Source organism: Sphingomonas sp. S2M10, from assembly GCF_012650175.1.
In the GTDB taxonomy this organism is placed as follows: domain Bacteria; phylum Pseudomonadota; class Alphaproteobacteria; order Sphingomonadales; family Sphingomonadaceae; genus Sphingomonas.
Genome location: NZ_JAAILI010000089.1, coordinates 21,515 through 46,651 on the forward strand (window position 1 = coordinate 21,515; position 25,137 = coordinate 46,651).

General features: G+C 69.3%; 23 protein-coding genes and 1 tRNA gene. 16 read left to right on the forward strand and 8 right to left on the reverse strand.

Features of this window, described 5'->3' with window-relative positions; genetic code table 11:
- Positions 1-67: 67 nt before the first annotated feature.
- Entirely contained in the window at positions 68-511 is a 444-nt protein-coding gene (locus S2M10_RS22000) for a DUF6456 domain-containing protein (RefSeq protein WP_168848004.1), read from the forward strand.
- Here S2M10_RS22000 and S2M10_RS22005 read toward each other — a convergent pair.
- Entirely contained in the window at positions 504-2,969 is a 2,466-nt protein-coding gene (locus S2M10_RS22005; RefSeq protein WP_168848005.1) for a DUF2339 domain-containing protein, read from the reverse strand. The two genes, S2M10_RS22000 and S2M10_RS22005, sit on opposite strands and share 8 nt — an antisense overlap.
- A gap of 177 nt (positions 2,970-3,146) precedes the next feature.
- On the opposite strand from S2M10_RS22005, the gene dapF reads away from it, so the two are divergent.
- The 9 genes from dapF to S2M10_RS22050 all read left to right on the forward strand — a co-directional run bounded on the left by dapF (position 3,147) and on the right by S2M10_RS22050 (position 11,150).
- A complete protein-coding gene (gene dapF, locus S2M10_RS22010) occupies positions 3,147-4,094 on the forward strand; it encodes a diaminopimelate epimerase (RefSeq protein WP_211091226.1) in 948 nt (315 codons plus the stop codon).
- Between the two features lie 583 nt (positions 4,095-4,677).
- Positions 4,678-5,169, forward strand: a complete 492-nt coding sequence (locus S2M10_RS22015; protein ID WP_168848007.1) for a hypothetical protein — start codon at positions 4,678-4,680, stop codon at positions 5,167-5,169.
- The gene (locus S2M10_RS22020) at positions 5,166-6,104 is read left to right on the forward strand and encodes a terminase family protein (RefSeq protein WP_348770658.1); all 939 of its coding nucleotides are present in this window, start codon (positions 5,166-5,168) and stop codon (positions 6,102-6,104) included. The genes S2M10_RS22015 and S2M10_RS22020 overlap by 4 nt, the downstream gene beginning before the upstream one ends.
- Before the next feature lie 16 nt (positions 6,105-6,120).
- Positions 6,121-6,411, forward strand: coding sequence for a hypothetical protein (locus tag S2M10_RS22025; protein ID WP_247650965.1), 291 nt, complete (start codon positions 6,121-6,123; stop codon positions 6,409-6,411).
- A gap of 149 nt (positions 6,412-6,560) precedes the next feature.
- Positions 6,561-6,896: a phage portal protein gene (locus tag S2M10_RS23045; RefSeq protein ID WP_282098078.1), complete on the forward strand. Its 336-nt coding sequence runs from the start codon at positions 6,561-6,563 to the stop codon at positions 6,894-6,896.
- Positions 6,893-7,279, forward strand: a complete 387-nt coding sequence (locus tag S2M10_RS22035; RefSeq protein ID WP_168848009.1) for a C40 family peptidase — start codon at positions 6,893-6,895, stop codon at positions 7,277-7,279. Before S2M10_RS23045 ends, S2M10_RS22035 begins: the two co-directional genes overlap by 4 nt.
- Positions 7,279-9,444, forward strand: coding sequence for a phage tail protein (locus S2M10_RS22040; protein WP_168848010.1), 2,166 nt, complete (start codon positions 7,279-7,281; stop codon positions 9,442-9,444). The genes S2M10_RS22035 and S2M10_RS22040 overlap by 1 nt, the downstream gene beginning before the upstream one ends.
- On the forward strand, positions 9,441-9,944 hold the full coding sequence (locus tag S2M10_RS22045) for a DUF2793 domain-containing protein (RefSeq protein WP_168848011.1): 504 nt from the start codon (positions 9,441-9,443) through the stop codon (positions 9,942-9,944). Before S2M10_RS22040 ends, S2M10_RS22045 begins: the two co-directional genes overlap by 4 nt.
- Before the next feature lie 108 nt (positions 9,945-10,052).
- Positions 10,053-11,150 (forward strand): OmpA family protein, encoded by a 1,098-nt coding sequence (locus S2M10_RS22050; RefSeq protein ID WP_168848012.1) that lies wholly within the window; start codon positions 10,053-10,055, stop codon positions 11,148-11,150.
- A gap of 296 nt (positions 11,151-11,446) precedes the next feature.
- On the opposite strand, the gene S2M10_RS22055 is transcribed toward S2M10_RS22050, so the two are convergent.
- Entirely contained in the window at positions 11,447-12,181 is a 735-nt protein-coding gene (locus S2M10_RS22055) for a folate-binding protein YgfZ (RefSeq protein WP_168848013.1), read from the reverse strand.
- 45 nt (positions 12,182-12,226) lie between these two features.
- Between S2M10_RS22055 and S2M10_RS22060 the strand changes: the two genes are divergently transcribed.
- Positions 12,227-13,552, forward strand: coding sequence for a dihydroorotase (locus S2M10_RS22060; protein ID WP_168848014.1), 1,326 nt, complete (start codon positions 12,227-12,229; stop codon positions 13,550-13,552).
- A gap of 43 nt (positions 13,553-13,595) precedes the next feature.
- Here S2M10_RS22060 and S2M10_RS22065 read toward each other — a convergent pair whose 3' ends face one another.
- On the reverse strand, positions 13,596-14,384 hold the full coding sequence (locus S2M10_RS22065; protein WP_168848015.1) for a DUF1134 domain-containing protein: 789 nt from the start codon (positions 14,382-14,384) through the stop codon (positions 13,596-13,598).
- Between the two features lie 161 nt (positions 14,385-14,545).
- On the opposite strand from S2M10_RS22065, the gene S2M10_RS22070 reads away from it, so the two are divergent.
- From S2M10_RS22070 to S2M10_RS22080, 3 genes are all read left to right on the forward strand, one after another.
- Positions 14,546-14,638: transfer RNA gene (locus S2M10_RS22070), tRNA-Ser, on the forward strand.
- A 152-nt stretch (positions 14,639-14,790) separates the two neighbouring features.
- Positions 14,791-16,359, forward strand: coding sequence for an aldehyde dehydrogenase (NADP(+)) (locus S2M10_RS22075; protein ID WP_168848016.1), 1,569 nt, complete (start codon positions 14,791-14,793; stop codon positions 16,357-16,359).
- Between the two features lie 121 nt (positions 16,360-16,480).
- Positions 16,481-17,038, forward strand: a complete 558-nt coding sequence (locus S2M10_RS22080) for a hypothetical protein (RefSeq protein WP_168848017.1) — start codon at positions 16,481-16,483, stop codon at positions 17,036-17,038.
- A 227-nt stretch (positions 17,039-17,265) separates the two neighbouring features.
- Here the strand turns inward: S2M10_RS22080 and S2M10_RS22085 are convergent, their stop codons facing one another.
- From S2M10_RS22085 to S2M10_RS22095, 3 genes are read right to left on the reverse strand one after another with little or no spacing between them, the layout of a single operon-like run.
- A complete protein-coding gene (locus S2M10_RS22085; protein ID WP_168848018.1) occupies positions 17,266-18,642 on the reverse strand; it encodes a glutamate--cysteine ligase in 1,377 nt (458 codons plus the stop codon).
- A 57-nt stretch (positions 18,643-18,699) separates the two neighbouring features.
- Positions 18,700-19,440, reverse strand: a complete 741-nt coding sequence (locus S2M10_RS22090; protein ID WP_168848019.1) for a 16S rRNA (uracil(1498)-N(3))-methyltransferase — start codon at positions 19,438-19,440, stop codon at positions 18,700-18,702.
- A gap of 49 nt (positions 19,441-19,489) precedes the next feature.
- Positions 19,490-21,295: an AcrB/AcrD/AcrF family protein gene (locus tag S2M10_RS22095; RefSeq protein WP_168848020.1), complete on the reverse strand. Its 1,806-nt coding sequence runs from the start codon at positions 21,293-21,295 to the stop codon at positions 19,490-19,492.
- Between the two features lie 61 nt (positions 21,296-21,356).
- Here S2M10_RS22095 and S2M10_RS22100 point away from each other — a divergent pair, with 61 nt between their 5' ends.
- A complete protein-coding gene (locus tag S2M10_RS22100) occupies positions 21,357-21,776 on the forward strand; it encodes a GtrA family protein (protein WP_348770659.1) in 420 nt (139 codons plus the stop codon).
- A 1-nt stretch (position 21,777) separates the two neighbouring features.
- Entirely contained in the window at positions 21,778-22,509 is a 732-nt protein-coding gene (locus S2M10_RS22105) for a class I SAM-dependent methyltransferase (protein ID WP_168848021.1), read from the forward strand.
- A gap of 150 nt (positions 22,510-22,659) precedes the next feature.
- On the opposite strand, the gene S2M10_RS22110 is transcribed toward S2M10_RS22105, so the two are convergent.
- Positions 22,660-23,685 carry a glycosyltransferase family 2 protein gene (locus S2M10_RS22110; protein ID WP_168848022.1) on the reverse strand — a complete coding sequence of 342 codons (1,026 nt, stop codon included), beginning with the start codon at positions 23,683-23,685 and terminating at the stop codon, positions 22,660-22,662.
- A gap of 49 nt (positions 23,686-23,734) precedes the next feature.
- Entirely contained in the window at positions 23,735-25,051 is a 1,317-nt protein-coding gene (locus S2M10_RS22115; protein ID WP_168848023.1) for an Nramp family divalent metal transporter, read from the reverse strand.
- Between the last annotated feature and the right edge of the window lie 86 nt (positions 25,052-25,137).

The window sequence follows — 25,137 nt, forward strand, 5'->3', positions numbered from 1 at the left end:
GTTTTGTGGTTTCCTACAGATGCGCCGCCGTGGCAAGAGGGTGAGGCGGAACAAAAGGAGATCGAAGATGCGCGAACTGGTGGAGCGGCCGGCGGGGCGCGGGCGCTGCGTGACGGTCAATGCAGCGGAGTCGCCGCTCGACTGGCTGCGGGCGCGCGGCCATGTCGACGCGCGCCAATATGAGGCGGGCGAGCGGTTGCGCGGCGATTATGAGATGGCCGCGCTGGGGCCGCGCGTGACGATGCGCTGGGACCAGGCCCCGCGCGAGGGCGGGCGCCGTGCCACCCCCGAACCGCTGGATCCCACGCTGGCGCAGATCGCGGCGAAGCGGCGGTTCGATGCGGCGGTGGCGGCGGTCGGCGGCGGGCTTTCGGATATTCTCTGGCGGGTGGTGTGCGCGGGCGAGGGGCTGAGCGCCGCGGAGAAGGGGCTGGGCTGGCCGGCCCGCGCGGGCAAGCTGGTGCTGTGCCTGGCGCTGGACCGGGTGGCGGATCACTATCAGCTCAGGTGACCGGCGGCGGCGCGGCGGCGGGATCGACCTTGGGCTTGGCGAGGAACCGGCCATAGGCCCAGCCGATCGCGATCAACGCCACGCCGAGCGCGAGGAACGAAAGAATGCGCAGCAACCCGTCGAGCGCGGCGGCGTCGATCAGGAAGACCTTGCAGGTGGTCAGCGTGAGCAGCCCCAGCCCGGCGAGGCGCAGGTCGTGCGCGCCGGCGGCGATGCCGCGCCACAGCCAGGCGAGCGCCAGGACAAGGAGAATGGCGGAATAGCCGCCATTTTCCACGCTGCCGATCGCGCCGGTGAGAAGCATGCCATGGGTCAGCCAGCGGACCGCGGCGAGCGCCGCCGCAACGCTGAGCAAGGCTGCCGGCACGCGCAACCGGGGCAGCGTCCAGCACCAGCCCGCGGCAAGCGCGAGGTGCAGGGCGAGCAGCGGGCCGGCCCATTGGGCGACGAGCGCCGGGTTGAGCAGGGCAAGGTCGAACCAGACCAGCCGGGCGATGCCGAGGAGAAACAGTGCGCGCGCCAGCATCGGGAGGCGACCGGCGCGGAACAGGGCCCAACCGGCGGCGAGCGCGGCCTGGGTGAGCAGCGCGCGCTCCAGGAAGCCCCAGGCGAGGAAACGCTCGGGCGTGGCGATGGCGAGGGGCTGCTTGGCGAGCGTATAGAGCAGCAGCACGCCGCCCGTGCCGGCAAGGATGGCGGCGGCGCGGCGGGCGCGGCCGAACGCGCGGGGATCGGCGAGGAAGGCAATTGCCGCCGCGATCGGCAAAGCGATGGTCCGCAGCAGATCGACGACGGGGGGCAGCGCCGCATAGGGCAGCCGATCGCCGGATAGCGCCGCGGCGATGGTGGCGAGCAAGGCGCCCAGCGGCACGGCGGCGGCGACCAGCGCGGCGAGCAGCGGCAGCAACGGCAGGACGAACAACGCCGGTGCGCGCACCTGCCGCGCCCAGAGCGCCAAGCCGCCGAGCGCCGCCGCCAATGGCACTGCCAGCCAGCCCTGCGGCACGACCTGCGCGAGCGCGACGGCGCCGGGCAGCGCCGCAGCAAGGGTGGCGGCGGTAAGGGCGGCATCACCCTCGCGGCGCAGCTGCCAGGCGAGCCGCGCGCAGGCCATTGCCGCGACTGCTTCGATCAGCCCCCATCCCGCCGCCGGCAGCAATGCGCGCGACAGGGCATGCGCGACCAGCACGGGTCCGGCGGCGCCGAGCAGCGCGATCGCCACCCAGCCACGCCCTCGCGCCCATAGCCACTGGCCGACGCCGGCGAACAGCATCGTCGCCACGATCGCCGCCCCCGGGGTTGCGCCGGAATGCGGCGATGCCAGCGCCAGCGCCTCCAGCGCGAGCAGCAGCATCGCACTGGCGAGTGCGCCCGGCAGATACACCGGATCCCGCCAGGCAAGGAGCAGCGTGGCGGCGGCGAGCACGAGGTAGAAGCTCCAGGCAAGCGGGCCGAAATCGAGCCCGGGCGCAATCGCCACCAGTTGCAGCAACCCGGCGAGCAGCGGGGCGAGGCGCAGCCATCGGTTGCGAAGTCCGGCGGCGGGGAGCGCCGCGCTCGCGCCGCCGGCCAAGAGCATGGTGTAGAGGCCGATGGCGGACAGGCTGCCGCGACCGTCGAGCACGGCGATCAGGAACTGGGTCCAGGCAAGCCCGGCGACGCTCGCCGCCAGCGCCAGCCAGCCCCAGCGGCGATGTACCGCGAGGCCGAACAAGGCGGCGACGAACAGCCCGAGATAGACGAGCAGCGGTGCGATGCCCGCCGCGTCGAATCCGGCGACGAGCGGCGCAAGGAACCCGCCGGCGAGCGCCATGATCGCGGTAGGCGGCCCGTGGCGCAGCGCCAGCCCCATCGCGCCGAGCGTCACCAGCACCACCGAAACGAAGGCGGTGAGGGGGGCGATCAGATGGTAGAGCGCCGCCGCCATGTAGAGCGTGCCGTAGAGGCTGGCGATGCCGGCGCCGGCGAGCGCCTGCCCCAGCCGCGCATCGTCGCGTGTCGCGGGCAGACGGCGCGCGCCTTCGCTGGCGGCGACGAGAACAAGGCCGAACAGCGCGGCGATGCCCGTGCGCGCGGCGGGCCCCAGCAGGCCTTGCTCGATCGAGTATCGGACGAGGAAAAATCCGGCGAGTACCAGCGCCACGCCGCCGATCCAGATCGGCAATCGCCCGCCGACCAGCGTTTCGAAGCTGAGCTTGGGCAGGGCCGGGCGTGTGCGGGGGGCGGGCTGCGGCGCCGGCGCGGGCATCGATTCCAGCGGTTCGGCCGATGCGGCTTCGGCAACGGTGCGGACGATCGCAGCGGGTGGTGGCGCTGGCGGCGCCGCGCGCGGATCGACCTGGGCGACACGCGCCGACAGCGCCTGCAACGCTCGCTCCAGCCGGTCGATGCGACGCTTGAGCAGAACGAACACCGCAGCGACAGCGCAGGCGAGCAACAGGAAAGCGAAGCCGATCATCGCGGCGAACCTTGCACGTTCGGGCGGCCGTGTCGCGCAAGAGCCGCGTACGCTGCGGGAAAATCCGCCATGCCGTGCGCGTCCGGGGGGAAGATGCGCCGGCCGGGCGCGGCCGATCCCCGCGACCCGGCGGCGCGGGGCATAGCCAAGTCGCTGCCGCTTCCCTAGATGGGCGACATGCGCATCGCCTTCACCCAGTGCCATGGTTCGGGGAACGACTTCCCGCTGATCGACGCCCGCGAGTGCACCTTGACGGAGCCGGAATGGGCGACGCTCGCCCGCCTGCTCGCCGATCGCGCCGGTCCGGTGGGCGGCGACGGTCTGCTGGCGCTGGTGCCGGGCGACGACGCCCATGCCTTCGGCATGCGGATGTGGAATTCGGACGGATCGGAAGCCGAGACCTGCCTCAACGGCCTGCGCTGCACCGCGCGGCTCGGCTTCGACCTGCTGGGGCTCGACGCCGCGCAGGTGAAGCTGAAGACGAGTTCCGCCAGCGTCGCGCGCGATCCGGCGATCGCGCCGGGGGTGACGACGATCCGCACGCTGGTCGGCCCCAATTCGACCCTTGCCGCCGATGTCGGCCTGGTCGGCGCGCCCGGACAGGTGCTCGATGCGCCGGTCGAGGGCCTGCCGAACCCCCGCTCCTTCACGGCGGTGGCGATGCCCAACCCGCATCTGGTGGCCTTTGTCGAGCAGGTCGACGAGGCCGAACTGGTGGCACTTGGGGAATGGTGCGAACGTCGCCCGGCGCTGCTGCCGGCGCGCGCCAACGTGTCGTTCGTCGAGGTCCGTGGTCCGACCCGCCTGTTCGTGCGCACCTTCGAGCGGGGCGTGGGGCTGACCGACAGCTGCGGCAGCGCCATGGCCGCCTCGGTACTGAGCGCGGCACTCACCGGCCGCGTGCCCTTCGGCACGCCGATCGAGGTGTTCAACCGCGGCGGCATGGTGCGCGGCCAGGCCGAGGCGGACCGGCGGGTGATGCTCAGCGGCAACGCGACGTTCGAGGCCGAGCGGGCGGTGGAGGTGGATTTCGCTGCCGGTACGCTGGGCGCGGTGGAGACGCTGCGCGATCGCGACGCGGAGCGCGCCGCGTGGGAGGCGATGGTCTCTGGGCTGGGGGGCTAAGCGGGCGGGGGCCTCCGCCCACTTGCGGACGTTCGCCGGCCGCGTAAATTTGCGCGCATGCGCCCCATCATAATCGTGGAAGACGTGTTCGATATCCCGGGTTGGGGTGGCCTGATCGTCGTTCCGGGTCCGTCGGTAGCCGATGGCCCGGCGCGGCCGGAAGGTCCGGTTTCCCTCCATCGGCCAGACGGCTCGACTATTTCTGCCGTGCTGAGAATGGTCGAGGTGTTTCAAACGCCTCCGCCGAAGGATCGCCGGTGGACCTGCCTACTGAAGGGAATAGACAAAACCGACGTGCCAATCGGCTCAGAAGTTTGGCCAGCCTCACGACAGCTTCTCACCCAAAGTCGGACGTCGGCATAACGAGCTAAGGATAGAGCTGGGCCGCAGCAGCATAGGCGGATGAAGCAGTCCGGTGCGCTTTATTTGGAATGTACCAAATAGGCTAAATCCTCTTGACATCGTCACGCTGTTGTGGCACAAAACAGGAACGCTGAAGAATTGCGAGTCGCTGAGGGCGGCTCTGCCGAACGGGCCGGGCACGTTGGTGCTGCGGCCCGTTCGCGTTTTCGGGAGAGAGCGGGTGGGACTGACGATTTCGGCGGGCAACCAGCGGCGGCGGCAGATGCAGCGGGTGAAGGCCTCCGGATGGACAAGTCAGAAGCGACAGACCTTCCTCGACACGCTGGCGGTGACCTGCAACGTCAACATCGCCTGCGCCGAGGCGGCGATGTCGCGGTCGAGCGTCTACCATCTTCGCCGGCGGGATCCGGAGTTCGCCGAGCTTTGGCGCCAGGCGCTGCTGATGGGCTATGACCGGCTGGAGGAGCGGCTGCTGCGCCGCGCCGGTGCCGGCGTGAACGATGTGGAATTCGGCGGCGGTGACAGGCCGGAGGATCCGCTGGATCCCGAGCTGGCGCTCAACCTGTTGCGCGCGCACCGGCCGACGGTGGAGGGCAAGCGCAAGCGTCTGGGCGGCGAGATCCACCGCATCAGCCGGGAGGAGGCGAAGGCGGCGCTGGCCAAGCGGCTGGATGCGCTGGAGAAGCGGCTCAAGGCGGAGCAGGGCAAATGAGCGATCCGCTGGAACGGCTCGCGCTGCTGCCGCGCAAGGAGCGCGACCGGATGCTGGAGCGCATGTCCGACAGCGAGCTGCGCGTGTTCAACGAATGGTGGGAGCGCTGGGCGCATGATGGCCAGTTCTGGCCCGATACCGGTTGGCGCGTGTGGCTGATCCGCGCAGGGCGCGGCTTCGGCAAGACGCGGGCGGGTGCCGAATGGGTGAGCCAGATGGCACGCGACGTGCCCGGCGCGCGGATCGCCCTGGTCGGCGCGACGATCGAGGATGCGCGGCGGGTGATGGTGGAGGGCCCGTCCGGGCTGCTCGCGCTGGGCCGGGAGGGCGAGGCGCTCGACTGGCGCGCGACGGCGGGCGAGCTGGTCTTCGCGTCGGGCGCGCGGGCGTTGGTCTATTCTGCGGAGGCGCCGGAGAAGCTGCGCGGACCGGAGCACGACTTCGCCTGGGCGGACGAGCTGGCGAAATGGTCGGCGGGGACCGCCGATGCGGCCTGGGACAATCTGATGCTGGGGATGCGTCGCGGCGAGAAGCCGCGGGTGGTGGTGACGACGACACCGCGGCCGGTGAAGCTGATGCGGCGGGTGATGGCGATCCCCCCGCCGGACCTGCACGAGACCCGGGGGCGGACGCGTGACAATATCCATCTGCCGCGCAGCTTCGTCGAGGCGATGGTGGCCGAATATGCCGGCACGCGGCTGGGGCGGCAGGAACTGGACGGCGAGATGATCGACGATGTGGCGGGCGCGCTGTGGCCGCGCGCGCTGATCGAGCGCCAGCGCCGTGCGGTGGAGGTGCCGCTGGTGCGGGTGGTGGGCCATTCGCGCCCGCGAATGGTGGAGGGGGCTCTCCACGCGCGAGTCCGGTTTGGCGGCCCCCATCCACCCCGCGGCAGCGCCGCGCGGTCCCCCTCCCCGTGCCGGGGAGGATCTTGAGAACAGGAGAACCTCAATGCGAAACTGCATGGCTGCAGGGCTGCTCGCCCTGCTGACGGGCGCGTGCGCGCTGGATGCGCAGACCGGGATCGCGGTCGGCGCCGGCGTGGCGGTGGCGGTGAACGATCGCGACGGCGACGGCAGGCTCGATGCCGCCGAGGTGCAGGCAATGGTCGAACGTGCCTTCCCGCCCGACCGGCTGACCGGCGGCTTCTGGGAAGGCATGCGGCTGAGCCTCACCGCCGCCTATTGGGCGCGCGACCTGGATGGGGACGGGCGGCTGAGCGCGGCGGAGCTGGCGCGATGAAGTGGTTCGGGCGGAAGGCCACGCGCGAGGGGCAGCGGCCGGCGCTGGCGCGCGGCGGCTGGGGGAGCTGCGGCGACTGGCCGCGCAGCTACGAAGTGCAGCTGCGCGAAGGCTATTGCCAGAACCCGGTGGCGCAACGCGCCGTGCGGATGGTGGCGGAAGCCATTGGCGGACTGAAGGCAACGGCGGCGCGCGAGATCGCGCTGGCCTTCGGGGTGCCGCCGATGCTGCTCGGGCTGCCCGGCGACGCCGCCTACGCCAATTACCGCGAGGCCAATCGCGCCCTGTGGCGCCAGGCGATCCTGCCGATGGCGGAGCATCTGCTCGGCGGGCTCGCCAAGGGCCTGGCCGCCTGGTTTCCGGGCGGAAGCCTCACGCTGGACGCTCCCCCCGCTGCCGGGGTGCAGATCGGCAACGCGGTCAATTTTCGCGGCGAGCCCTTTCTGCCGGGCACCGACCTGCTCACTAGGTATCCGGGCGCATGAGCGGCACGATGATCGTGGCGGCAGCGCGGGCGGCGGTCGGAACGCCGTTCCGGTTGCATGGGCGCGACGTGCGGCAGGGCCTCGACTGTGTCGGGCTCGCGGCGCTCGCGCTGCGGTGCGCCGCGCCCGACGGCTACCGGCTGCGCACCGGCGACGCGGCGGCCGTGGCGTCGCAGCTGCGCGCGGCGGGGCTGGCGGAAGTCGCCGACGCGGCGCCGGGCGATCTGCTGCTGTGTCGCAGCGGGCCCGGGCAGCTGCATCTGGCGATCCGCTGCGCGCAGGGGATCATCCATGCCGACGCGGTGGCGCGGCGGGTGGTCGAGCGACCCGGACCCATTCCCTGGCCGGTACTGAGCAGCTGGCGCAAGCAGGAGGACGACTGATGGCGACCGTGGTGCTGACCGTGGCGGGCGGGCTGATCGGCGGGCCCTTCGGCGCGGGCCTGGGCGGGTTGATCGGCAACGCCATCGACCACCAGCTGCTGTTCCGGCAGGGGCCGCGCGAAGGCGCACGGCTGGCGGACCTGCGCGTGCAGACGTCGAGCTACGGCGCGACCATTCCCCGACTGTTCGGTACCATCCGGGTCGCCGGCTGCGTGATCTGGGCGACCGACCTGATCGAGCATCGCGCGACCGAGGGCGGGGGCAAGGGCCAGCCTTCGACCACCTCCTACAGCTATACCGCCTCGTTCGCCGTCGCCCTGTCGACGCGCCCCATTCGCGATGTGGGGCGGATCTGGGCGGACGGGCAGCTGCTGCGCGGCGCCCAGGGCGACTTCAAGGTGCGCACCGGCTTTCGGCTCCATACCGGGCAGGAGGATCAGCCGATCGATCCGCTGATCGCCGCGATCGAGGGCGCCGGCCGGGCGCCGGCGCATCGCGGCACCGCCTATGTGGTGTTCGAGGACCTGGAACTGGCCAGCTTCGGCAACCGTATCCCGCAGCTCAGCTTCGAGGTCATCGCCGATGCCGCGCCGGTGACGGCCGGTGCCGTGGCGGCGGCGGTGGGCGGCATCGTCGCGGACGGGCTGGACACGCCGCTGGCCGGCTTTTCGGCGCAGGAGGCGACCCGCACCACATTGGAGGCGCTGTGCGCGGCGAGCGGTGCGTGGGTCCGCAGTGACGGTGCCGGGGTGCGGCTGCAGGCGGGACCGGGCGCCGTGCGGGCGATGTCCGACGGCGGCGTCGGCGCGAATGCGCGCCCGGCCGGTCGCGGCGTGCGCGCGATCGCTGCGGCCGACGGCGCGCCGCGACGGCTGAGCATCGGCTATTATGATCCGGCGCGCGACTATCAGGCCGGCGTGCAGCAGGCATCGCGGCCCGGCACCGGCACGCGGGAGACGCGGATCGATCTGCCCGCGGTGCTGGATGCGAGCGCCGCAAAGGCTATGGCGGCGGGCGCACTCGCGCGCACCGACCTTGCCCGCGAACGGCGGACGCTGACGCTAGGCTGGGAGGCGCTGACGCTGGCGCCGGGCGACAGAATCACGATCGACGGCGCGTCCGGGCAGTGGCGGGTGGATCGCTGGTCGCTCGAGAACATGGTCGTGAAGCTCGACTGCGTGCCGATCGCGGAGGCACCGATCGCCCTCGCGGCGAGCGCGGGACGGGCGGTCTCGGCGCCGGATCTGCGCCGCGGCACCACGATCCTGCTGCCCTTCGAGCTTCCGCCGCTGGACGAGGTGCCGTCGACAGCGCCCAATATGGTGGTGGCCGCAACCGGATCGGAACCCGGCTGGCGGCGGGCCGCGCTGCTGGCGAGCCTGGACGGCGGGGCGAGCTGGATGCCGGCGGGGGAGACCGCCTTCCCGGCGACCCTGGGGATCGTGCGCGTGCCGCCCCTGCCGGCGCGTGCCGCCCTGATCGATCGGCGGTACCATGCCGAAATCGAGCTGGCCCGCCCCGACATGCTCCTCGCCAACGCCGATATGGCGGCGCTCGACGCGGGCGCGAACCTGGCGATGCTTGGTGACGAACTGCTGCAATTCGGGCGTGCCGAACATCTGGGCGAGGCGCGCTGGCGGCTATCGCAGCTGTGGCGCGGCCGCCGCGGAACCGAGGCGGCGATCGGTACCCAGCAGCCGGGCGACCGGTTCGTGCTGGTCACGCGCGACACGCTGAAGGCGCTCGATTCACGCCCGGCGATCGGGGAAAGCGTCGCGCTGCTCGCGCAGGGGGCGGCGGACCCCGTCGATCCGGCGTCGGTGCTTGCCATCGCGAACGGCATTTCGCTGCTCCCGCCCGCGCCGGCCCAGCTGCGCGCGATCCGCGCCGGCGACGAAACGCAGCTGCTCTGGGTGCGCCGCAGCCGAAGCGGCTGGGTGTGGCGCGACGGCGTCGACGTCCCGCTCGGCGAGGAGAGCGAGCGCTATCAGGTGGAGATCCGCGGGATCGGGGCCAGCCGCACCGTAACGCTCGAAACGGCGGGCCTGCTGCTGTCCGCCGCCGATCGCGCAACGCCGCTGACGCTGAGCGTCCGGCAGATCGGAACGCACGGCCTGTCGCCGCCCGCAGTGCTTGCCCTTCCCCGTCTTGGAGATGATCGATGACCGCTTCGCCCACGCCGCGCCTGTCGCTGCCGCTCCTCGAGCCGGGACAGTCGCAGAAGGAGATGTTCCACAACGAGGCCCTGGCCGTGCTCGACATTGCCGTGCAGGCAGCGGTGGTGGCGGCGATGGCGGACGTGCCGCCCGCGGCACCGGCGATCGGCCAATGCTGGATCGTCGGCGCCGCGCCGCAGGGGGACTGGGCCGGACATGCCGGCAAGCTGGCCGGCTGGACCGAGGGCGGCTGGCGATTCCTCATGGCCGGCGAGGGCATGCAGATATGGGTGGCCGCCGACCAGGCCTTCGCGGTGCACACTGGCGGGGCGTGGGTGCAGGGACGGACCTATGGACGAGTTTTTATCGAGGGAAAGCAAATAGTTGGACCACGTGCTACGAATATCGCGGAACCGACAGGTGGCATGACGGTTGACGCAGAGGCGAGAAGGGCGATCTCTGCGGTCGTGCAAACGTTGCGCCTACACGGGCTGATCGAAGCCAGTTAACATGTGACGTTTGTGCAACAGTCCGCAGTTTTGTGCGCTTGCGCCGAAACTTTGGTTTGAGTAGTGAGTTTGGCCTGTCCGTATGGACGACCATGAAAGGGGATTATGATGCGGAAGCTTGCCGTCACTTTGGCGCTCGCCACGACCGCGCTCAGCACGCCCGCCTTTGCCCGCGACGACGCGTGGTATGTGGGTGTTGAAGGCGGCGCGATGCTCGTCGAGGACATTCACTTCGACGTCGGCGCCAGCCAGGATGCTGTGACGCAGAACAACCACGCCGGCTATGATGTCGGTGGCGAAATCGGGTATGACTTCGGTCCGTTCCGCGCGGAAGCCGAAGTAAGCTATCGTCGCTCGCGTGTGGACAGCGCTCGTTCGTCGATCCCGACGGCGATCCTGTTCGCCAACGGCGCGACCGGCACGACCGCTGCGGGCAGCTACGAAGAGGCCAGCGGCAGCACCTCGGCGCTGTCCTTCATGGTCAACGGCCTGCTCGACTTCGGTGACGACAACGGCCTGCAGGGCTTCGTCGGCGGCGGTGCGGGTGTCGCCCGGATCAAGAACCGTCTTCGCATGGCCGGTGCCGCGGATGTCCTGAACGACTCCGACACCGTGTTCGCATGGCAGGCGCTGGCCGGCGTTCGCGCGCCGATCAACGACAAGGTCGACGTGTCGCTGAAGTATCGCTTCTTCAACGCGCCGGACGTCAAGCTGGTCGATATCGGTGGCAACCAGTGGAAGGGTCGCTATCGCTCGCACAGCCTGCTCGTCGGCCTGACCTACAACTTCGGCGCGCCGGAAGAGCCCGTCGCTCCGCCGCCGCCGCCGCCGCCCCCGGCGCCGGAAGCCAAGGTCTGCACGCCTGGGCCGTACATCGTGTTCTTCGACTGGAACAAGTCGGACATCACGCCGGAAGCAGCGAGCATCCTGGACAATGCGATCAGCAACTATGCCGATTGCAGCAACACCAAGGTTGTCATCGCCGGCTACACCGACCGTTCGGGTTCGGCGAGCTACAACGTTGGTCTGTCGCAGCGTCGCGCCGACACGGTCCGCAGCTACATGGGTGGCAAGGGTATCCCCGACGCCGCGATGTCGGCTCAGGGCTTCGGCGAGAGCAACCCGCGCGTTCCGACCGCCGATGGCGTTCGCGAGCTCCAGAACCGTCGCGTGGAAATCACCTACGGTCCGGGTTCGGGCATGTAATTGCCGCCTTCCCGCAAGGGATGGACGTGAAAAGAGGGGAGACCGGGCAACCGGTCTCCCTTTCTTTTTATGTGGTGCGGTCACGGCGGCATCTCCCCGCAAGCGGCGGGGCTGTTCGCTGGAATAGGTCGTCCTCCCCGCGAAGGCGGGGATCCATTGGCGCTGAAGCGTCGGTTCTTTCGCCCAGCGTCCTGGCAAATGGATTCCGCCTCCGCGGGAAGGACGGTGGTTTCCTGGCTGGCGCTATCCGAGCTTCAACTGCGACAGCCTACAGCAAAGGCTGGGATGGCGTTGGTTCAAGCCTCGGCCGCCAGCGCCGCTGCCAGCCATTCCGGCACCAGTGCATCGCCTAGCGCTTCGACGCGGCGCAGTTCGACCATCCTGCCCAACTCGGGATAGACGGCGCGGGTGCGATCGCCCGCTTCGCCGAGCGGCGCCACGACCAGCCGGCGGTTGACCTTGGCGCGATAGTGCATCCGCGCGGTGTTCTCCTGCCCGACATAGCAACCCTTGGTGTAGCTGACGCCGTGCAATTCCTCGGCATTGCATTCCAGCCACAACGTCTTGTCGCTGCCGAGCTCGTCGATGCCTTCGGTGACCCCCAGCGACAGGCGATGCGCGCGCCAGGGATGCGCTGCGCTTGCGCCCGCTGCATCGCCGAGCCAGCGATAGCCGAGGTCTGCCAGCCGCGGATCGGGAACCGCGCCCGCACGCGGCGCGGGAGACCAGTGGACGCCGCCCTCGATCGGCTCGATCGCGATCGCCCGACGCAAGCGGTACATGGTCAGCCGCTTCGCAAGGGCGTCGCGCGCGCTGGCCTCGCAGTCGATCAGGATCGCGTCGCCGTCCGCCCATAGGAGGAAATCGAACAGCGCCTTGCCCTGCGGCGTGAGCAGCCCCGCCCATTGCGGCGTTTCGGCCGTTACGCTGGCCATGTCCTGCGGCAGCAGCCCCTGCAGGAAGCCGCGAACATCGTCGCCGGTAAGGCGCAGCAGCGCGCGATCGTCGAGCCAGGTGCTGGTATCGTCCATGCCGAACAGGTAGGACGCGGCAAACGCTGACGAAAGAGGCAAGCCATGGCGAATGTCGAACTCAAGCTGCGCGGCGGCCGCGTGCATCTCCCGAGCGGACCGGCGGAGGTGGATGTCGGCGTCTCGGGCGGCAGGATCGTCGCGATCGGCGCGGTAGGCGACGCGGGCGAGACGATCGACTGCACCGGGCTCGACGTGCTGCCGGGCGTGATCGACAGCCAGGTGCATTTCCGCGAGCCGGGGCTCGAATATAAGGAAGACCTGGAAAGCGGCAGCCGCTCGGCGGTGCTGGGCGGGGTGACCGCGGTGTTCGAGATGCCGAACACCAAGCCCAACACCGACAGCGAAGCGGCGGTGGCCGACAAGCTGCAGCGCGCGCACCACCGCATGTGGTGCGACCATGCCTTCTATGTCGGCGCGACCAACCACAATGCCGAGCATCTGGCCGAGCTGGAGCGGCTGCCGGGCACCGCGGGCGTCAAGATCTTCATGGGCGCCTCGACCGGCGACCTGCTGGTGTCCGATGATGCGAACCTGGCGCGGGTGCTCGCCTCGGGACACCGGCGGGTGGCGATACATGCGGAGGACGAGTTCCGCATGCAGGAGCGGCTCGGCGAGCGGGTTGCGGGCGATCCGTCGTCGCATCCCGTGTGGCGCGACGACGAGAGTGCGATTTTGGCGACGCGGCGCATCCTGCGGCTGGCGCGCGCGGCGCGGCGGCGGATCCACGTCCTCCACGTGACCACGCCAGCCGAGCTGGAGCTGCTCGGGCAGAACAAGGACATCGCGACCTGCGAAGTCACGCCCCAGCACCTGACGCTGGCCGGCGAGGAGGCCTATCCGCGGATCGGCACCTATGCGCAGATGAACCCGCCGATCCGATCGGGCGCGCATCGCGACGGGCTGTGGCACTGGCTGCGCCAGGGCGTGCCCGACGTGCTCGGCTCGGACCATGCGCCGCACACCGCCGAGGAAAAGGCCAAGGCCTATCCGGACAGCCCCAGCGGCATGCCCGGCGTGCAGACGCTGCTGCCGCTGATGCTCAACCATGTCGCCGAAGGCCGGCTGACGCTGCAGCGCCTGATCGACCTGACCAGCGCGGGCCCGCAGCGTATCTTCGGGCTGGTCGGCAAGGGCCGGATCGTGCCCGGCTACGACGCCGACTTCACCGTGGTCGACCTCAAGGCGCGCTGGACGGTGGACGAGGCCTGGCTCGCCTCGCGCTGCGGCTGGTCGCCGTTCACGGGCATGGAACTGACCGGCCGCCCGGTCGGTACGATCATCCGCGGCAACCGGGTAATGTGGGAAGGCCAGCTCGCCAACCAGGCGATCGGCGAGCCGGTGAAGTTCGAGGCGGTCGAGTTCGGTTGAGGGCCGGGGCGGGGCTGCCGATGCGGCCCCGCCCCGCACCCGATCAGAAGGGCAGCCAGCGCTGCTTTTCGCTGAACTTCATGTACCCCGCATTGACGCCCAGCCGCCAGCCGACGCCCAGCCGCACCGGGATCAGCACGATATCGCCGCGGCGCAGATACGAGGCCGAAAAGCCGCCGACGAGATAGGCATGGCTCTCGCCCTGCGGGAAGCGCTTGTAGATCTCCTGGCTGTCATAGAGATTGTAGACCAGCACGAAGACCTTGTTGGCGTCGCCGCCGAGGTCGAAGCCGATCGACGGTCCGGTCCAGTAGATCGGGCGCTGCCCCTCCACCTTGTGGAACATCTGGCCCTTGCCGTAGCGCAGGCCGACGCCGATCGCACCCGAGGCCTCGCTGCCGGCGATATAGGCGTTGGGCTTGCCTTGGTCCTTCAGAATGTCCTCGAGCAGCTTGGCGAGGCCCGAGGCGCCCTTGCCGAAGGTGCCTTCGGCGGCGGCGAGCAGATCGTCCTGCTCGAACGTGTCGGTCGCCGCCTGGCGCGCGGTGGTCGCGGCCGGGTCGGTGGCAGCTGGGCTTGCGGGCGGGGTCTGGGCCGGCGGCGGCGCGCTGTCGGCCGGGGGCGGGGCGGTGTCCGCCGGCGGATAGGATTCCTGCATCTGGGTGGTCGCGGGCGGGGGCGCGCTCTGCTGCGGCTGTTGCTGCTGTGGCGACTTCAGGTCCGAATCGATCGCGGTATTGGGGTCGATCGTCGTCATCTGGGCGGCGGCGGGAAGGCTGCCCAGCCCGGTAACGGCGATTGCCAGAAGCGTGAACCAACCCGATCGCATCATCAAAATTTCCCGAACCCTGCTGTTAGGCGGCCGCTACCCTAGGGGCGCGGGGCTGTCGCGGCAATGAATGGGCGCCCGATCGACTCGATTTCACGTCCATGTGGTTATCCCCGTTGATTGCGGGCGAAGGGCTCGTTATAGGGCTCGACCTCGGCGCATCCGGAGACGTGGGTGAGTGGCTGAAACCAGCGGTTTGCTAAACCGCCGTACGGGGATTACTCGTACCGAGGGTTCGAATCCCTCCGTCTCCGCCATCTTGTCGCCGCTGCGGCTACTCCGACAATTGACGCGTTCGCCACTCCGTGGTTGAACCGCGCCCGCGCGGCCCCTAAGTCGCGCAGGCGGCTTGTTACCGCTAACGCCCCAGTTTCAGAATCATCCTCGTCGATCGGAGAGAGAGCTCATCATGGCGCTGACCGGAGAATTGTTCATCGCATCGAAGCGCGTCGCCCGCGACGCCGGCTTCCGCGCCGTTGCCGCCGCGACCGGCAGCGAGATCGAACCCAGCTTCAGCACGGCGACGCTGGAAGACGTCGACGCCGCCTGCGCCGCCGCCGAGGCCGCGTTCCTGCCCTATTCGAGCCTGTCGCGCGAAGAGCGCGCCAAGTTCCTCGAAGCCATCGCCGAGGAGATCGAGGCGCTGGGCGACGAACTGATCGAGCGCGCGATGCAGGAAAGCGGCCTGCCCCAGGCGCGCCTGCAGGGCGAGCGCGGCCGCACCGCCGGCCAGCTGCGCCTGTTCGCCAAGGAACTGCGCCTGGGCGATTATCTGCGCGTCCGCATCGACCATGCGATCCCCGATCGCGCGCCGCTGCCCAAGCCCGACCTGCGCCTGCGCATGGTGCCGCTGGGCCCGGTCGCGGTGTTCGGCGCATCGAACTTCCCACTCGCCTTCTCGACCGCGGGCGGCGACACCGCCTCGGCGCTCGCCGCCGGCTGCCCGGTGGTGGTGAAGGGCCATCCGGCGCACCCGGGCACGGCCGAGCTGGTTGCAACTGCGATCCAGCGCGCGGCGGAGAAGACCGGCATGCCGGAAGGCGTGTTCTCGATGGTCGCCGGCACCGCCAACGAGCTGGGCAGCGCGCTGGTCAGCGATCCGCGCATCAAGGCGGTGGGCTTCACCGGCTCGCGCGGCGGTGGCCTGGCGCTGGTCCGCATCGCGCAGAGCCGCCCGGTGCCGATCCCCGTCTATGCCGAGATGAGCAGCATCAACCCCGTCTTCCTGCTGCCGGCGGCGCTGGAAGCCCGCGCCGAGGCGCTGGGCAAGGGCTATGTCGCCTCGGTGACGATGGGCGCGGGCCAGTTCTGCACCAATCCGGGTCTCGTCCTGGCGCTGGAAAGCCCGGCGCTCGAGCGTTTCCTGGCGGCCGCCAGCGAAGCCATGCTGGGCGCGCCGGCGCAGGTGATGCTGACGCCGGGCATCCACAAGGCCTATGAGAGCGGCGTGGCCAAGCTGGCCGGCGTTCCCACCGTGCAGCAGATCGCGCAGGGCGTCGAAGCGCAGGGCCCGACCTGCGGTCGTGCGGCGCTGTTCACGATGAAGGGTGCCGATTTCATCGCCGATCCCAGCCATGCCGAGGAAATCTTCGGCGCGACCTCGCTGCTGGTGCGCTGCGCCGATGTGGCGGAACTGAAGCAGGTGGTGTCGCTGATCGAAGGCCAGCTGACCACCACGCTGCACATGGACGAGGGCGATGTCGCCGTTGCGCAGGAGCTGCTGCCGGCGCTGGAGCGGCTGGCCGGCCGCATCCTCGCCAATGGCTGGCCGACCGGCGTCGAAGTGACCGACGCGATGGTCCATGGCGGGCCGTTCCCCTCGACCTCGGACGGCCGCAGCACCTCGGTCGGTACGCTGGCGATCGATCGCTTCGTGCGGCCGGTGTCGTACCAGGACCTGCCGGAAGCCCTGCTCCCGGCGGAACTGCACGACGGTGCGGGTGTGCCCGCGCGCGTGGACGGCAAGCCGACGGTTTGAGGGTTTCGCTTCTCTAAATCCCCCTCCCGCAAGCGGGAGGGGGACTGGGTTGCTCAGGTGACGGAAGCTCCTAACGACCGCGTGCATTGAGTTGGCAAAGCTTCTGACGTAGCAGGGCGCCATGAAATCGCTGGCAGTCGTCGCTATATGCATTGCTGGGTGGCTTGCGTTCTTTTCTCAAGGAACGCGCAAATTGAACGGTCACGTCTTCGCCGTTCCGACTGTGAACGACATTTCCGATAGTTCGACGCCGTTTTTTCTTCCACTCCCTGGACCCGGAGATGGATTTTCCTTTTATCTCAATCCCGAAGCAAGCTTGCCCGCTCGCGTTCTGATTGGCGTCGAGAGCAAGCAGTTGATTTGCTCGCGCGCCGCTGGTTCGGAGGCGCTCGTAAACGGTACGATCTGCGCTGCGACGATGCCTGCCTGGAGGGGTGTAGAACTGCGGAAGGTTCGCGATGGTGTGTTTTGGCGGTACGAACTGCCCCCTAAGGGTAGCAACGTGTCGCCTACGCCGGTGAATTGTTCCGCGCTCGCAGACAGGGGGAACGGCCTGTGCACCGCCGTGCTGCCGTACGACGATCTCGTTTTGTCCATCCATCTGCGGGACAGCCAGATACCGTCGCTTGAAGCATTGTACGACGACGCTGTAAGCAAGCTGAAGAGCTGGGAGCGCTAAAGCTCTCAATTCGCCCCCGGGAACGGCAGGGCTATCGCATCTGCCTAGAATACCCCGTCATCCCCGCGAAGGCGGGGATCCATTGGCGCTGAAATCGAGGTTCTTTTCCCCAGCGCTACAGCGAATGGATTCCCGCCTTCGCGGGAATGACAGTGTATTTTCGGGTGAGCGCGGCCTCAAAATTCCATATGCGATAGCCCTGCCCTGGCAGGGGAGGATCGGTCGATTCAGAACTTCGCCTCGCCATACACCCGCGTAATATCCCCCTGCCAGTCGCCATGGTAGCGATCGAGCAGCACCTGCGCGGGCACCTTGCCGGTGCGCACGATCTCGCGCAGCGGGTCGAGGAAGCCGGATTCATTATCGCCCGAGCCATTGAGCCGGCCGCGCGCCTTGAGCCCCGCGCCGGCGATCTCCAGCACTTCGCCGGCGATGTCCGCCAGCTTGCCGCCACCCGGCAGCGGCGCATCCAACGCCAGCTTGGGCACCGCGCTGCGCAGCGCCTCGCGGCCTTCCATCGACCAGCCCTTCACCAGATCCCAGGCGGCATCGAGCGCGCCCGAATCGTAGAGCAGGCCCACCCACAAGGCCGGCAGCGCGCAGATCCGGCCCCAGCGGCCGCCATCGGCACCGCGCATCTCCAGGAACTGCTTCATCCGCACTTCGGGGAAGGCGGTGGAGAGATGGTCGGCCCAGTCGTCCATCGTCGGCAGCTCGCCCGGCAGGACCGACAGCTCGCCCTTCAGGAAGTCGCGGAAGCTGAGGCCCGCCGCGTCGATATATTTGCCGTCGCGGTAGACGAAGTACATCGGCACATCGAGGGCGTAATCGGCATAGCGCTCATAGCCGAAGCCGTCCTCGAACACGAAGGGCAGCATGCCGGTGCGCGCCGGATCGGTGTCCGACCAGATATGGCTGCGATAGGAGAGATAGCCGTTGGGCTTGCCCTCGGTGAAGGGCGAATTGGCGAACAGCGCGGTCGCCAGCGGCTGGAGCGCAAGGCCGACGCGGAACTTCTTCGCCATGTCGGCTTCGCTGGCATAGTCCAGGTTCACCTGGATCGTGCAGGTGCGCAGCATCATGTCGAGCCCGAGGCTCCCCACGAGCGGCATGTGGCGCAGCATGATCTCGTAGCGGCCCTTGGGCATGATCGGCAGCTCGGCGCGGGTCTTGTCCGGCCACATGCCCATGCCGAGAAAGCCGATGCCCAGCCGGTCGCCCACGGCCTTCACCTGCTTGAGGTGGCGGCCGGTTTCGGCGCAGGTGTCGTGCAGGTTTTCGAGCGGCGCGCCGGACAGCTCGAACTGGCCGGCGGGCTCCAGGCTGATCGCGCCGTCCGGGCCCGACAGGGCGATGACGTGCTCGCCCTCATAGATCGGCTTCCAGCCGAATTCGGTGAGGCCGATCAGCAGCGCGTGGATGCCGCCGCGCTCTTCATAGCTCGGCGCGCGGTGGCTGCCGTCCATCCAGTAGACGAACTTCTCATGCTCGGTGCCGATGCGCCAGCGCTCGGCCGGCTTCTCGCCATGCGCGAAATATTCCACCAGCTGGGCGCGATCCTCGATGACCGCCGCGGTCTTGGTCGAAACGGTCTTGGTGCTCATTTTCGCGCCCTTAGCGATGCCGACGAAACCACGCCAGCGGATTATTGTACCGTTCGGTTACCAGTCCCCCGCGGCCCCCATCCACAGGCTCACCGCCGCCGCCGCCGCGGTCTCGGCGCGCAGGATGCGGGGGCCGAGCGCGATGCCGATGGCTTGCGGAACGGCGCGGATCGATTCGCGTTCCTCGGCGTCGAAGCCGCCCTCCGGCCCGACCAGGATTGCGGCGGGGCCGGGATGGGCGCGCATCGCCTCCAGCGCGGGCATGCCGCCGGTCTCGTCGGCGAAGAACAGCGCGCGCTCCGCCGGCCAGTCGCGGAGCAGGGCGGGGAGCTTCACCGGCTCGACCAGCTCGGGCAGGGCGGTGCGGCCGCATTGCTCGGCGGCCTCGATCATGTGGGCACGCAGGCGATCGAGGTTGAGCCGGTCGATCACGGTGCGGCGGGTGAGCACGGGGACGAGGCGGGCGACGCCTAGTTCACACGCTTTTTCGGCTACCCAGTCGATCCGGCCCTTCTTGATCGGCGCGGCGCAGAGCCACAGGTCGGGCACGGCCTCATGCGGGCGGAGCTGCTCGGTAATCTCCAGCGTCAGGTCGCGCTTGCCGACATCGCGGGCGATGCCCAGCCATTCGCCGCTGGTGCCGTCGAACAGCTTCACCGCCTCGCCCGGCTTCAGCCGCATCACCGACCCCAGATAATGCGCCTGGGGGCCGTCGATCCGGCGCATGCCCGGTTCGAGCGGACCCTGAACGAACAGGCGAGGGGCGGATTGCGGCGGCCAGGCGGGGGTTGCGGGCATGGGGCTGCTGTAGCCGCGCCATGGCCCTTCCGTCCATCCACCCGGCGGGTCACTGACCCTGGTAGCGGATCTTCCACAATTTGTAGGGCGAGCCCTCGGGAAGCTCCACCGGCTCCAGCCAGTCCGGCACCTGCCCCTTGGCGAGCTGCGCGTAGAAGCCGGCGGGGTTATGCGAGCGATACACGGTGGTCTCGGCCATGTTGGGGCAGAGCAGCAGATAGCTGGCCTTGTGGCGCGCGGCGATCGGGCGGAAGCCGTCGGCCGGGCCGGTAAAGGCATGGTGGACGTCGAGGATCGCCTGACCGTTGCGGTGATAGGGGCCGGCCACCGCATTGTGATGGGTCACCACGATCAGCCGGGGCCCGAGATCGACCTGGGTGAACATCGTCGCGGCGGGGATCGCATCGAGCGTGCGCAGTTGCGAGGTCCGGGTGCAGGCGATGTTGGCCTGGCGCACCTTGTCGCTGCCGGCCTTCCCCGCAGCCTTGTTCGCCCAGGGCATCTTGACGCCGCTGGCGGCGATGCCGACGCCGGCAAAGGCGAGCACCGCCACGCCGATCCGCAGCCACAGCGGCCCGCGCCGGACGAGCAGCGGCACCAGGATCCAGATCAGCGCGGTGATGCCGGGCACGGCGAGCAGCTGCGCGCCCGGCGCCGCACGCATCTGCCACAGCAGCATCGCGGCGGCGAAGGCGGTGAACAGCGCGATCGCTACCCAGCCGACCAGCCTGGGGCTGCGCCGCGCGGCCCATATCGCCAGCAGCGCACCGAGCAGGCCCAGACCGGCGACGATCGCCACGGGCACCGCGGTGGTGGCGGGGTGACGATAGATCGGTCGCGCTTCGCGCACGTTCGACAGCCACGTCTTGTAGAGCTCGTCGGACACCTGTTCGGGGCGGCCGAGGCATTGCGGGAAAAAGTGTACGAAGCCCGCGACGATCATCCCGCCGGCGACCACCGCCAGCGCCAGCCGCACCCAGCGCGACGCGGGGTTGGCCAGCGTCAGCGCCACGAGCAGCGCGCCTGCCGCGACCAGCACGCTCAGCCAGACGGGCGTCAGCGCATCGCAGCGCATCGCCTGGTTGGCATTGGACGCGAAGACGACGAAGCCGATCGCCGAGCCGCCGCCCAAGGTAAGGCCATAGACCATCAGCCGGGGGCGCTCGGCGGCATCCCATATCCAGCGCAAGCCGAGGAGCGCGCCCGCCATCGCGCAGAAGGGCAGCAGCTCCAGCCCGATCGAGAGCGAGAAGGCGCTCCCCAGCCCGACCGTCGCGCCGCCGCGTGCACCTCTGGGATCGGCAATGCCGGCGACCGTGATCGCCAGCGCGGCGAGCTGCCAGCCATGATGGTCGATCCGCAGCGGCGCGTACATCGGCAGCGTCGTCGTGCACACGGTCACCAGCAGCACGAGTGCGATCGGCCAGGCGAGGGTCGCGACGAGGCGGCGCACGGTGAGCGAGAGGCCGACCATGGTGACCGACAGCGGGAGCAGCGGTGCCACGCCGCACGCCCATTTCTCCGCGGTCGCCATGCCGACAAAGGGCTTGAGCAGCAGGATCAGCCCGGCGATCGGCAGGTCGACGATGCGCGACCAGTGGATGTCGAACCCGCCCAGCGCCGGGTCCATCCGATACTGGCGCAGATCGTACCAGCCCTGGCCGGCGAGCAGCGCGCGGACCTGCATCAGCCGCATATTGTCGTCGGTGTCGCCCAGCGTCAGCCAGTAGATGTTGCCCTGGCGCTGCGCGATGAACCACACCGCTACGCAGACCCAGGCGAACAGCGTCCACACCACCCAGTTGCGGTCGAATTCGTCTCGAAGGCGGAAAAGCCGGGCGTGGTTGGGCGTCAAAATCGCTTTCCTCAGATGCTGCCGCGCATTAGGGCGGGGCAGGGTCCAAGGGCAAGCAAGAGTGACGGCGGTACTTCAGAGAGTGGAAGCATTGCGCGCCAGCGGTGTGCTGGGGCAGCTGATCCGGTTCGTGATCGTCGGCGGGCTCTCGACCGTGGTATACGCGGCCGTCTACTGGCCGCTCGCCACCTATGTGATCTGGCCGGTGCTGGCCTCGGTGGCCGGCTTTCTGGTGGCGGTGGTATTCGGTTATGTCTTCCACAGCCGCTGGAGCTTCCAGGGGCATGGCGCCGAGGAGAATTCGGCGCTGAAATTCAAGTTCTTCGTCGTGCAATCGGCGGGCATGCTGATGAACGCCGCCTTCACCTGGGTGCTGACCGGCCCCTGGGTCCATGGCCCCACCTGGTGGCCGCTGGTGCCGGCGGTGTTCGTCACGCCTTTCGCCACCTTCGCACTTAATCGCTTGTGGGTTTTCGGCTGACATGGATCGCATCGTCTACGACCGCATGGCGGCGCATGATTCCACCCATTGGTGGTACCGCGCCCGCCGCGACATCCTCGCCGACTATCTCGCCCGCTACGGCGCGGTGCCGAAGGACGCCAGGATCCTCGAGATCGGCTGCGGCACCGGGCACAATCTGCCGATGCTCGGCGCGTTCGGGGACGTGGATGCGATCGAGATCGATCCGGCGGCCCGGGATATCGCCAGCGCGCGGCTGGGCAAGCCGGTCGGTGCCTCGCCGCTGCCCGAACTGACGGGGGTCGAACCGGCCAGCTATGATCTGGTCGCGGTGCTCGACGTGGTCGAGCATATCGAGGACGATGTGGCCGCGCTCAAGGCGATGGCCGGCGTGCTCAAGCCCGGCGGCAAGATCCTGATCACGGTGCCCGCGCACCAGTGGATGTGGAGCGCGCACGACGTGGTGAACCACCACAAGCGGCGCTACTCGAAGCGCACGCTGCTCGCGTCGCTGGAGAACGCGGGGCTGAAGTGGCGCAAGCTGCGCTGGTTCAACTCGCTGCTGTTCCCGGTCGCGGTGGCGGCGCGCTTTGCCGGCAAGCTGATGGGCAAGGACGACAGCGACGATTCGCCGCCGCCGGCCGTGCTCAACAAGACGTTCGAGACGATCTTCGGGCTGGAGCGGCATCTGCTGGGCCGGCTGCCGATGCCGCCGGGGCTGTCGATCATCGTGATCGCCGAGCCGAAGGGGTGAGGGCGATGCGGGAAGGGTGGGGCACCCTCACCCTTCCGCCGCTTCGCGGCTCCCTCCCTCTTCCAAAGGGAGGCAGACTTTAACCGCTCTCCCTTTGGGAGAGGGAGGGGCCCATCGCGCAGCGATGGGAGGGTGAGGGGGTAGCCGGGGCTACTCCGCCGCGTCGTTGTGCCGCGCCTGTGGCGACACGCTGATCGTCCCCGAGTCCTGCTGGCGGTAGCCCAGCGAGGCATGCGCCTGCGCCGGCCCGGTGACATCGGCGATCAGGTACAGCGGCCGCCGCTTCGATTCGACATAGAGCCGGCCGAGATACTCGCCGATCATCCCCAGCACGAACATCTGCACCGCGCCGATCACCACGACGACCAGCATCGTCGAGGTCCAGCCCTGGATCGCATGGCCCATAGCCCAGGCGATCAGGATGTAGAGGATCAGCAGCACCGAGGCCGCCGTCAGCAGCAGCCCGACATGGCTGGCGAAGCGCAGCGGCGCGGTCGAGAAGCCGGTGATCGCGTCGAGCGCGAAGCGGATCATCTTGCCCAGCGGATATTTGGTCTCGCCCGCATGCCGCTCGGCCCGATCATAGACGAAGGGCACCTGTCGGAAGCCGATCCAGGCGACCATGCCGCGGATGAACCGCGCCTGTTCGGGCAGCGACAGCAGCGCGTCGAGCGCGCGCCGGCTCATCAGCCGGAAGTCGCCGGTGTCGAGCGGGATCGGCGTATCGGTGATGCGATCGAGCATGCGGTAGAACACCGCCGCGGTCGCCTTCTTGAACAGGCTCTCGCCCTCGCGCTTGCGGCGGACGGCATAGACCACGTCGGCGCCCTGCGCGGCCATGGTCGCGCGCATCTCGGTCAGCAGCTCGGGCGGGTCCTGCAGATCGGCGTCGATGATGAGGATCTGTTCGCCGGCGCACAGGTCCAGCCCGGCGGTGAGCGCGAGCTGGTGGCCATGGTTGCGCGACAGGTTGATCGCGACGAGATGCGGGTCGGCGGCGGACAGGCGCTGCATCACTTCCCAGCTGCGATCGCGCGACCCGTCATTGACGAAAACGATCTCGTAGGAGTCGCCGACTGCCGCGCGCGCGGCGGCGCTGACGCGGCCGTGGAGCATGTCGAGACATGCTTCTTCGTTGTAGCAGGGGACGACGACGGAAAGCTGGGGACGGTTCATGATCGCCGCTCTGTAGCGCCGCCGGAACTGCGCGTCGAGCGGGTGCGCGTCAGGCGAACAGGCTCGAAACGAGCCAGACATTGGCCCCGCTGATCGCGACGAACAGCAGCCAGCCGATCGCCTGCAACCAAGCCGGCGCGGCGAAACGCCCCATCAGCGTGCGATCGGCGCTGAGCAGCAGCAGCGGCGCCATCGCGAAGGGCAGCCCGGCGGACAACACCACCTGGGTCAGCACCAGCAGCCGCCCGACCGCGCCGTCGCCGAGCAGCAGCACGCCGACCAGCGCCGGGATCAGCGCCAGCCCGCGCGTGATCACGCGGCGGACCCAGCAGGGGATCTTGAGGTCGAGGAATCCCTCCAGGATCACCTGGCCCGCGATGGTGCCGGTGAAGGTGGCGCTCTGGCCCGAGGCGAGCAGCGCGATGCCGAACAGCGGCGCCGCGATCGCCGCGCCGGTCGCGGGCTCGAGCAGGCGATAGGCATCCTCGATCTCGCGCACGCCGGTATTGCCGTTCGCGTGGAAGGCGGATCCGGCGACGATCAGGATCGCGGCATTGACGAAGGTCGCGGCGAGCAATGCGGCGATGATGTCGAACTGGGCATAGCGCATCGCCTCGCGCTTGGCCGGTTCGTCGGGCCCCGAGACGCGGGTCTGCACCACCGAGCTGTGCAGGTAGAGATTGTGCGGCATCACCGTCGCGCCGAGGATGCCGATCGCGAGATAGAGCGCATGGGGATCGGCGAGGCGGGTGGCGTCCGGCACCATGCCCGCCAGCACCGCGCCCCCGTCCGGCGGCGAAAGGAACAGCTGCACCACGAAGCAGGCGGCGACGGTGCCGACCAGCCCGAGCATGATCGCCTCCAGCTGGCGGAAGCCCTGGCCCTTCAGGCTCAGCACGATCACCACGTCCAGCGCGGTGATCAGCACGCCGATCCAGAGCGGGATGCCGAGCAGCAGCTGGAAGGCGAGCGCGCTGCCCAGCACTTCGGCGATATCGGTGGCGATGATCGCGAGTTCGGCGAACACCCACAGCGTCTTCGCCACGCCCGGCGAATAGCGATCGCGCACCAGCCGGGCGAGGTCGCGGCCCGTGGCAATGCCCAGCCGGGCGCAGAGCGACTGCAGCAGCATCGCGGCGGCGCTGGAGGCGAGGATGATGAACAGCAGGCCATAGCCGTAGCGCGAGCCCGCCTCGATATCGGTCGCCCAGTTGCCGGGATCGATATAGCCGACCGAGACCAGCAGGCCTGGGCCCATATAACGCAGCAGCTTGGCGAGCGGGGGCAGGTTTGCGGGAATGCTCACCGTGCCGCGCACCTCCGAAGGACAGAAGGGGGCGGTGGCAGTGCGGGGCAGTCGGAACATGGCGGGCTCGCGGACACGGGAAAGGCAACCGTCCTTGTGGCGCCCCGTTCCCGTCGCGGCAACCACGGGCAGGGCGCGAAATCGTT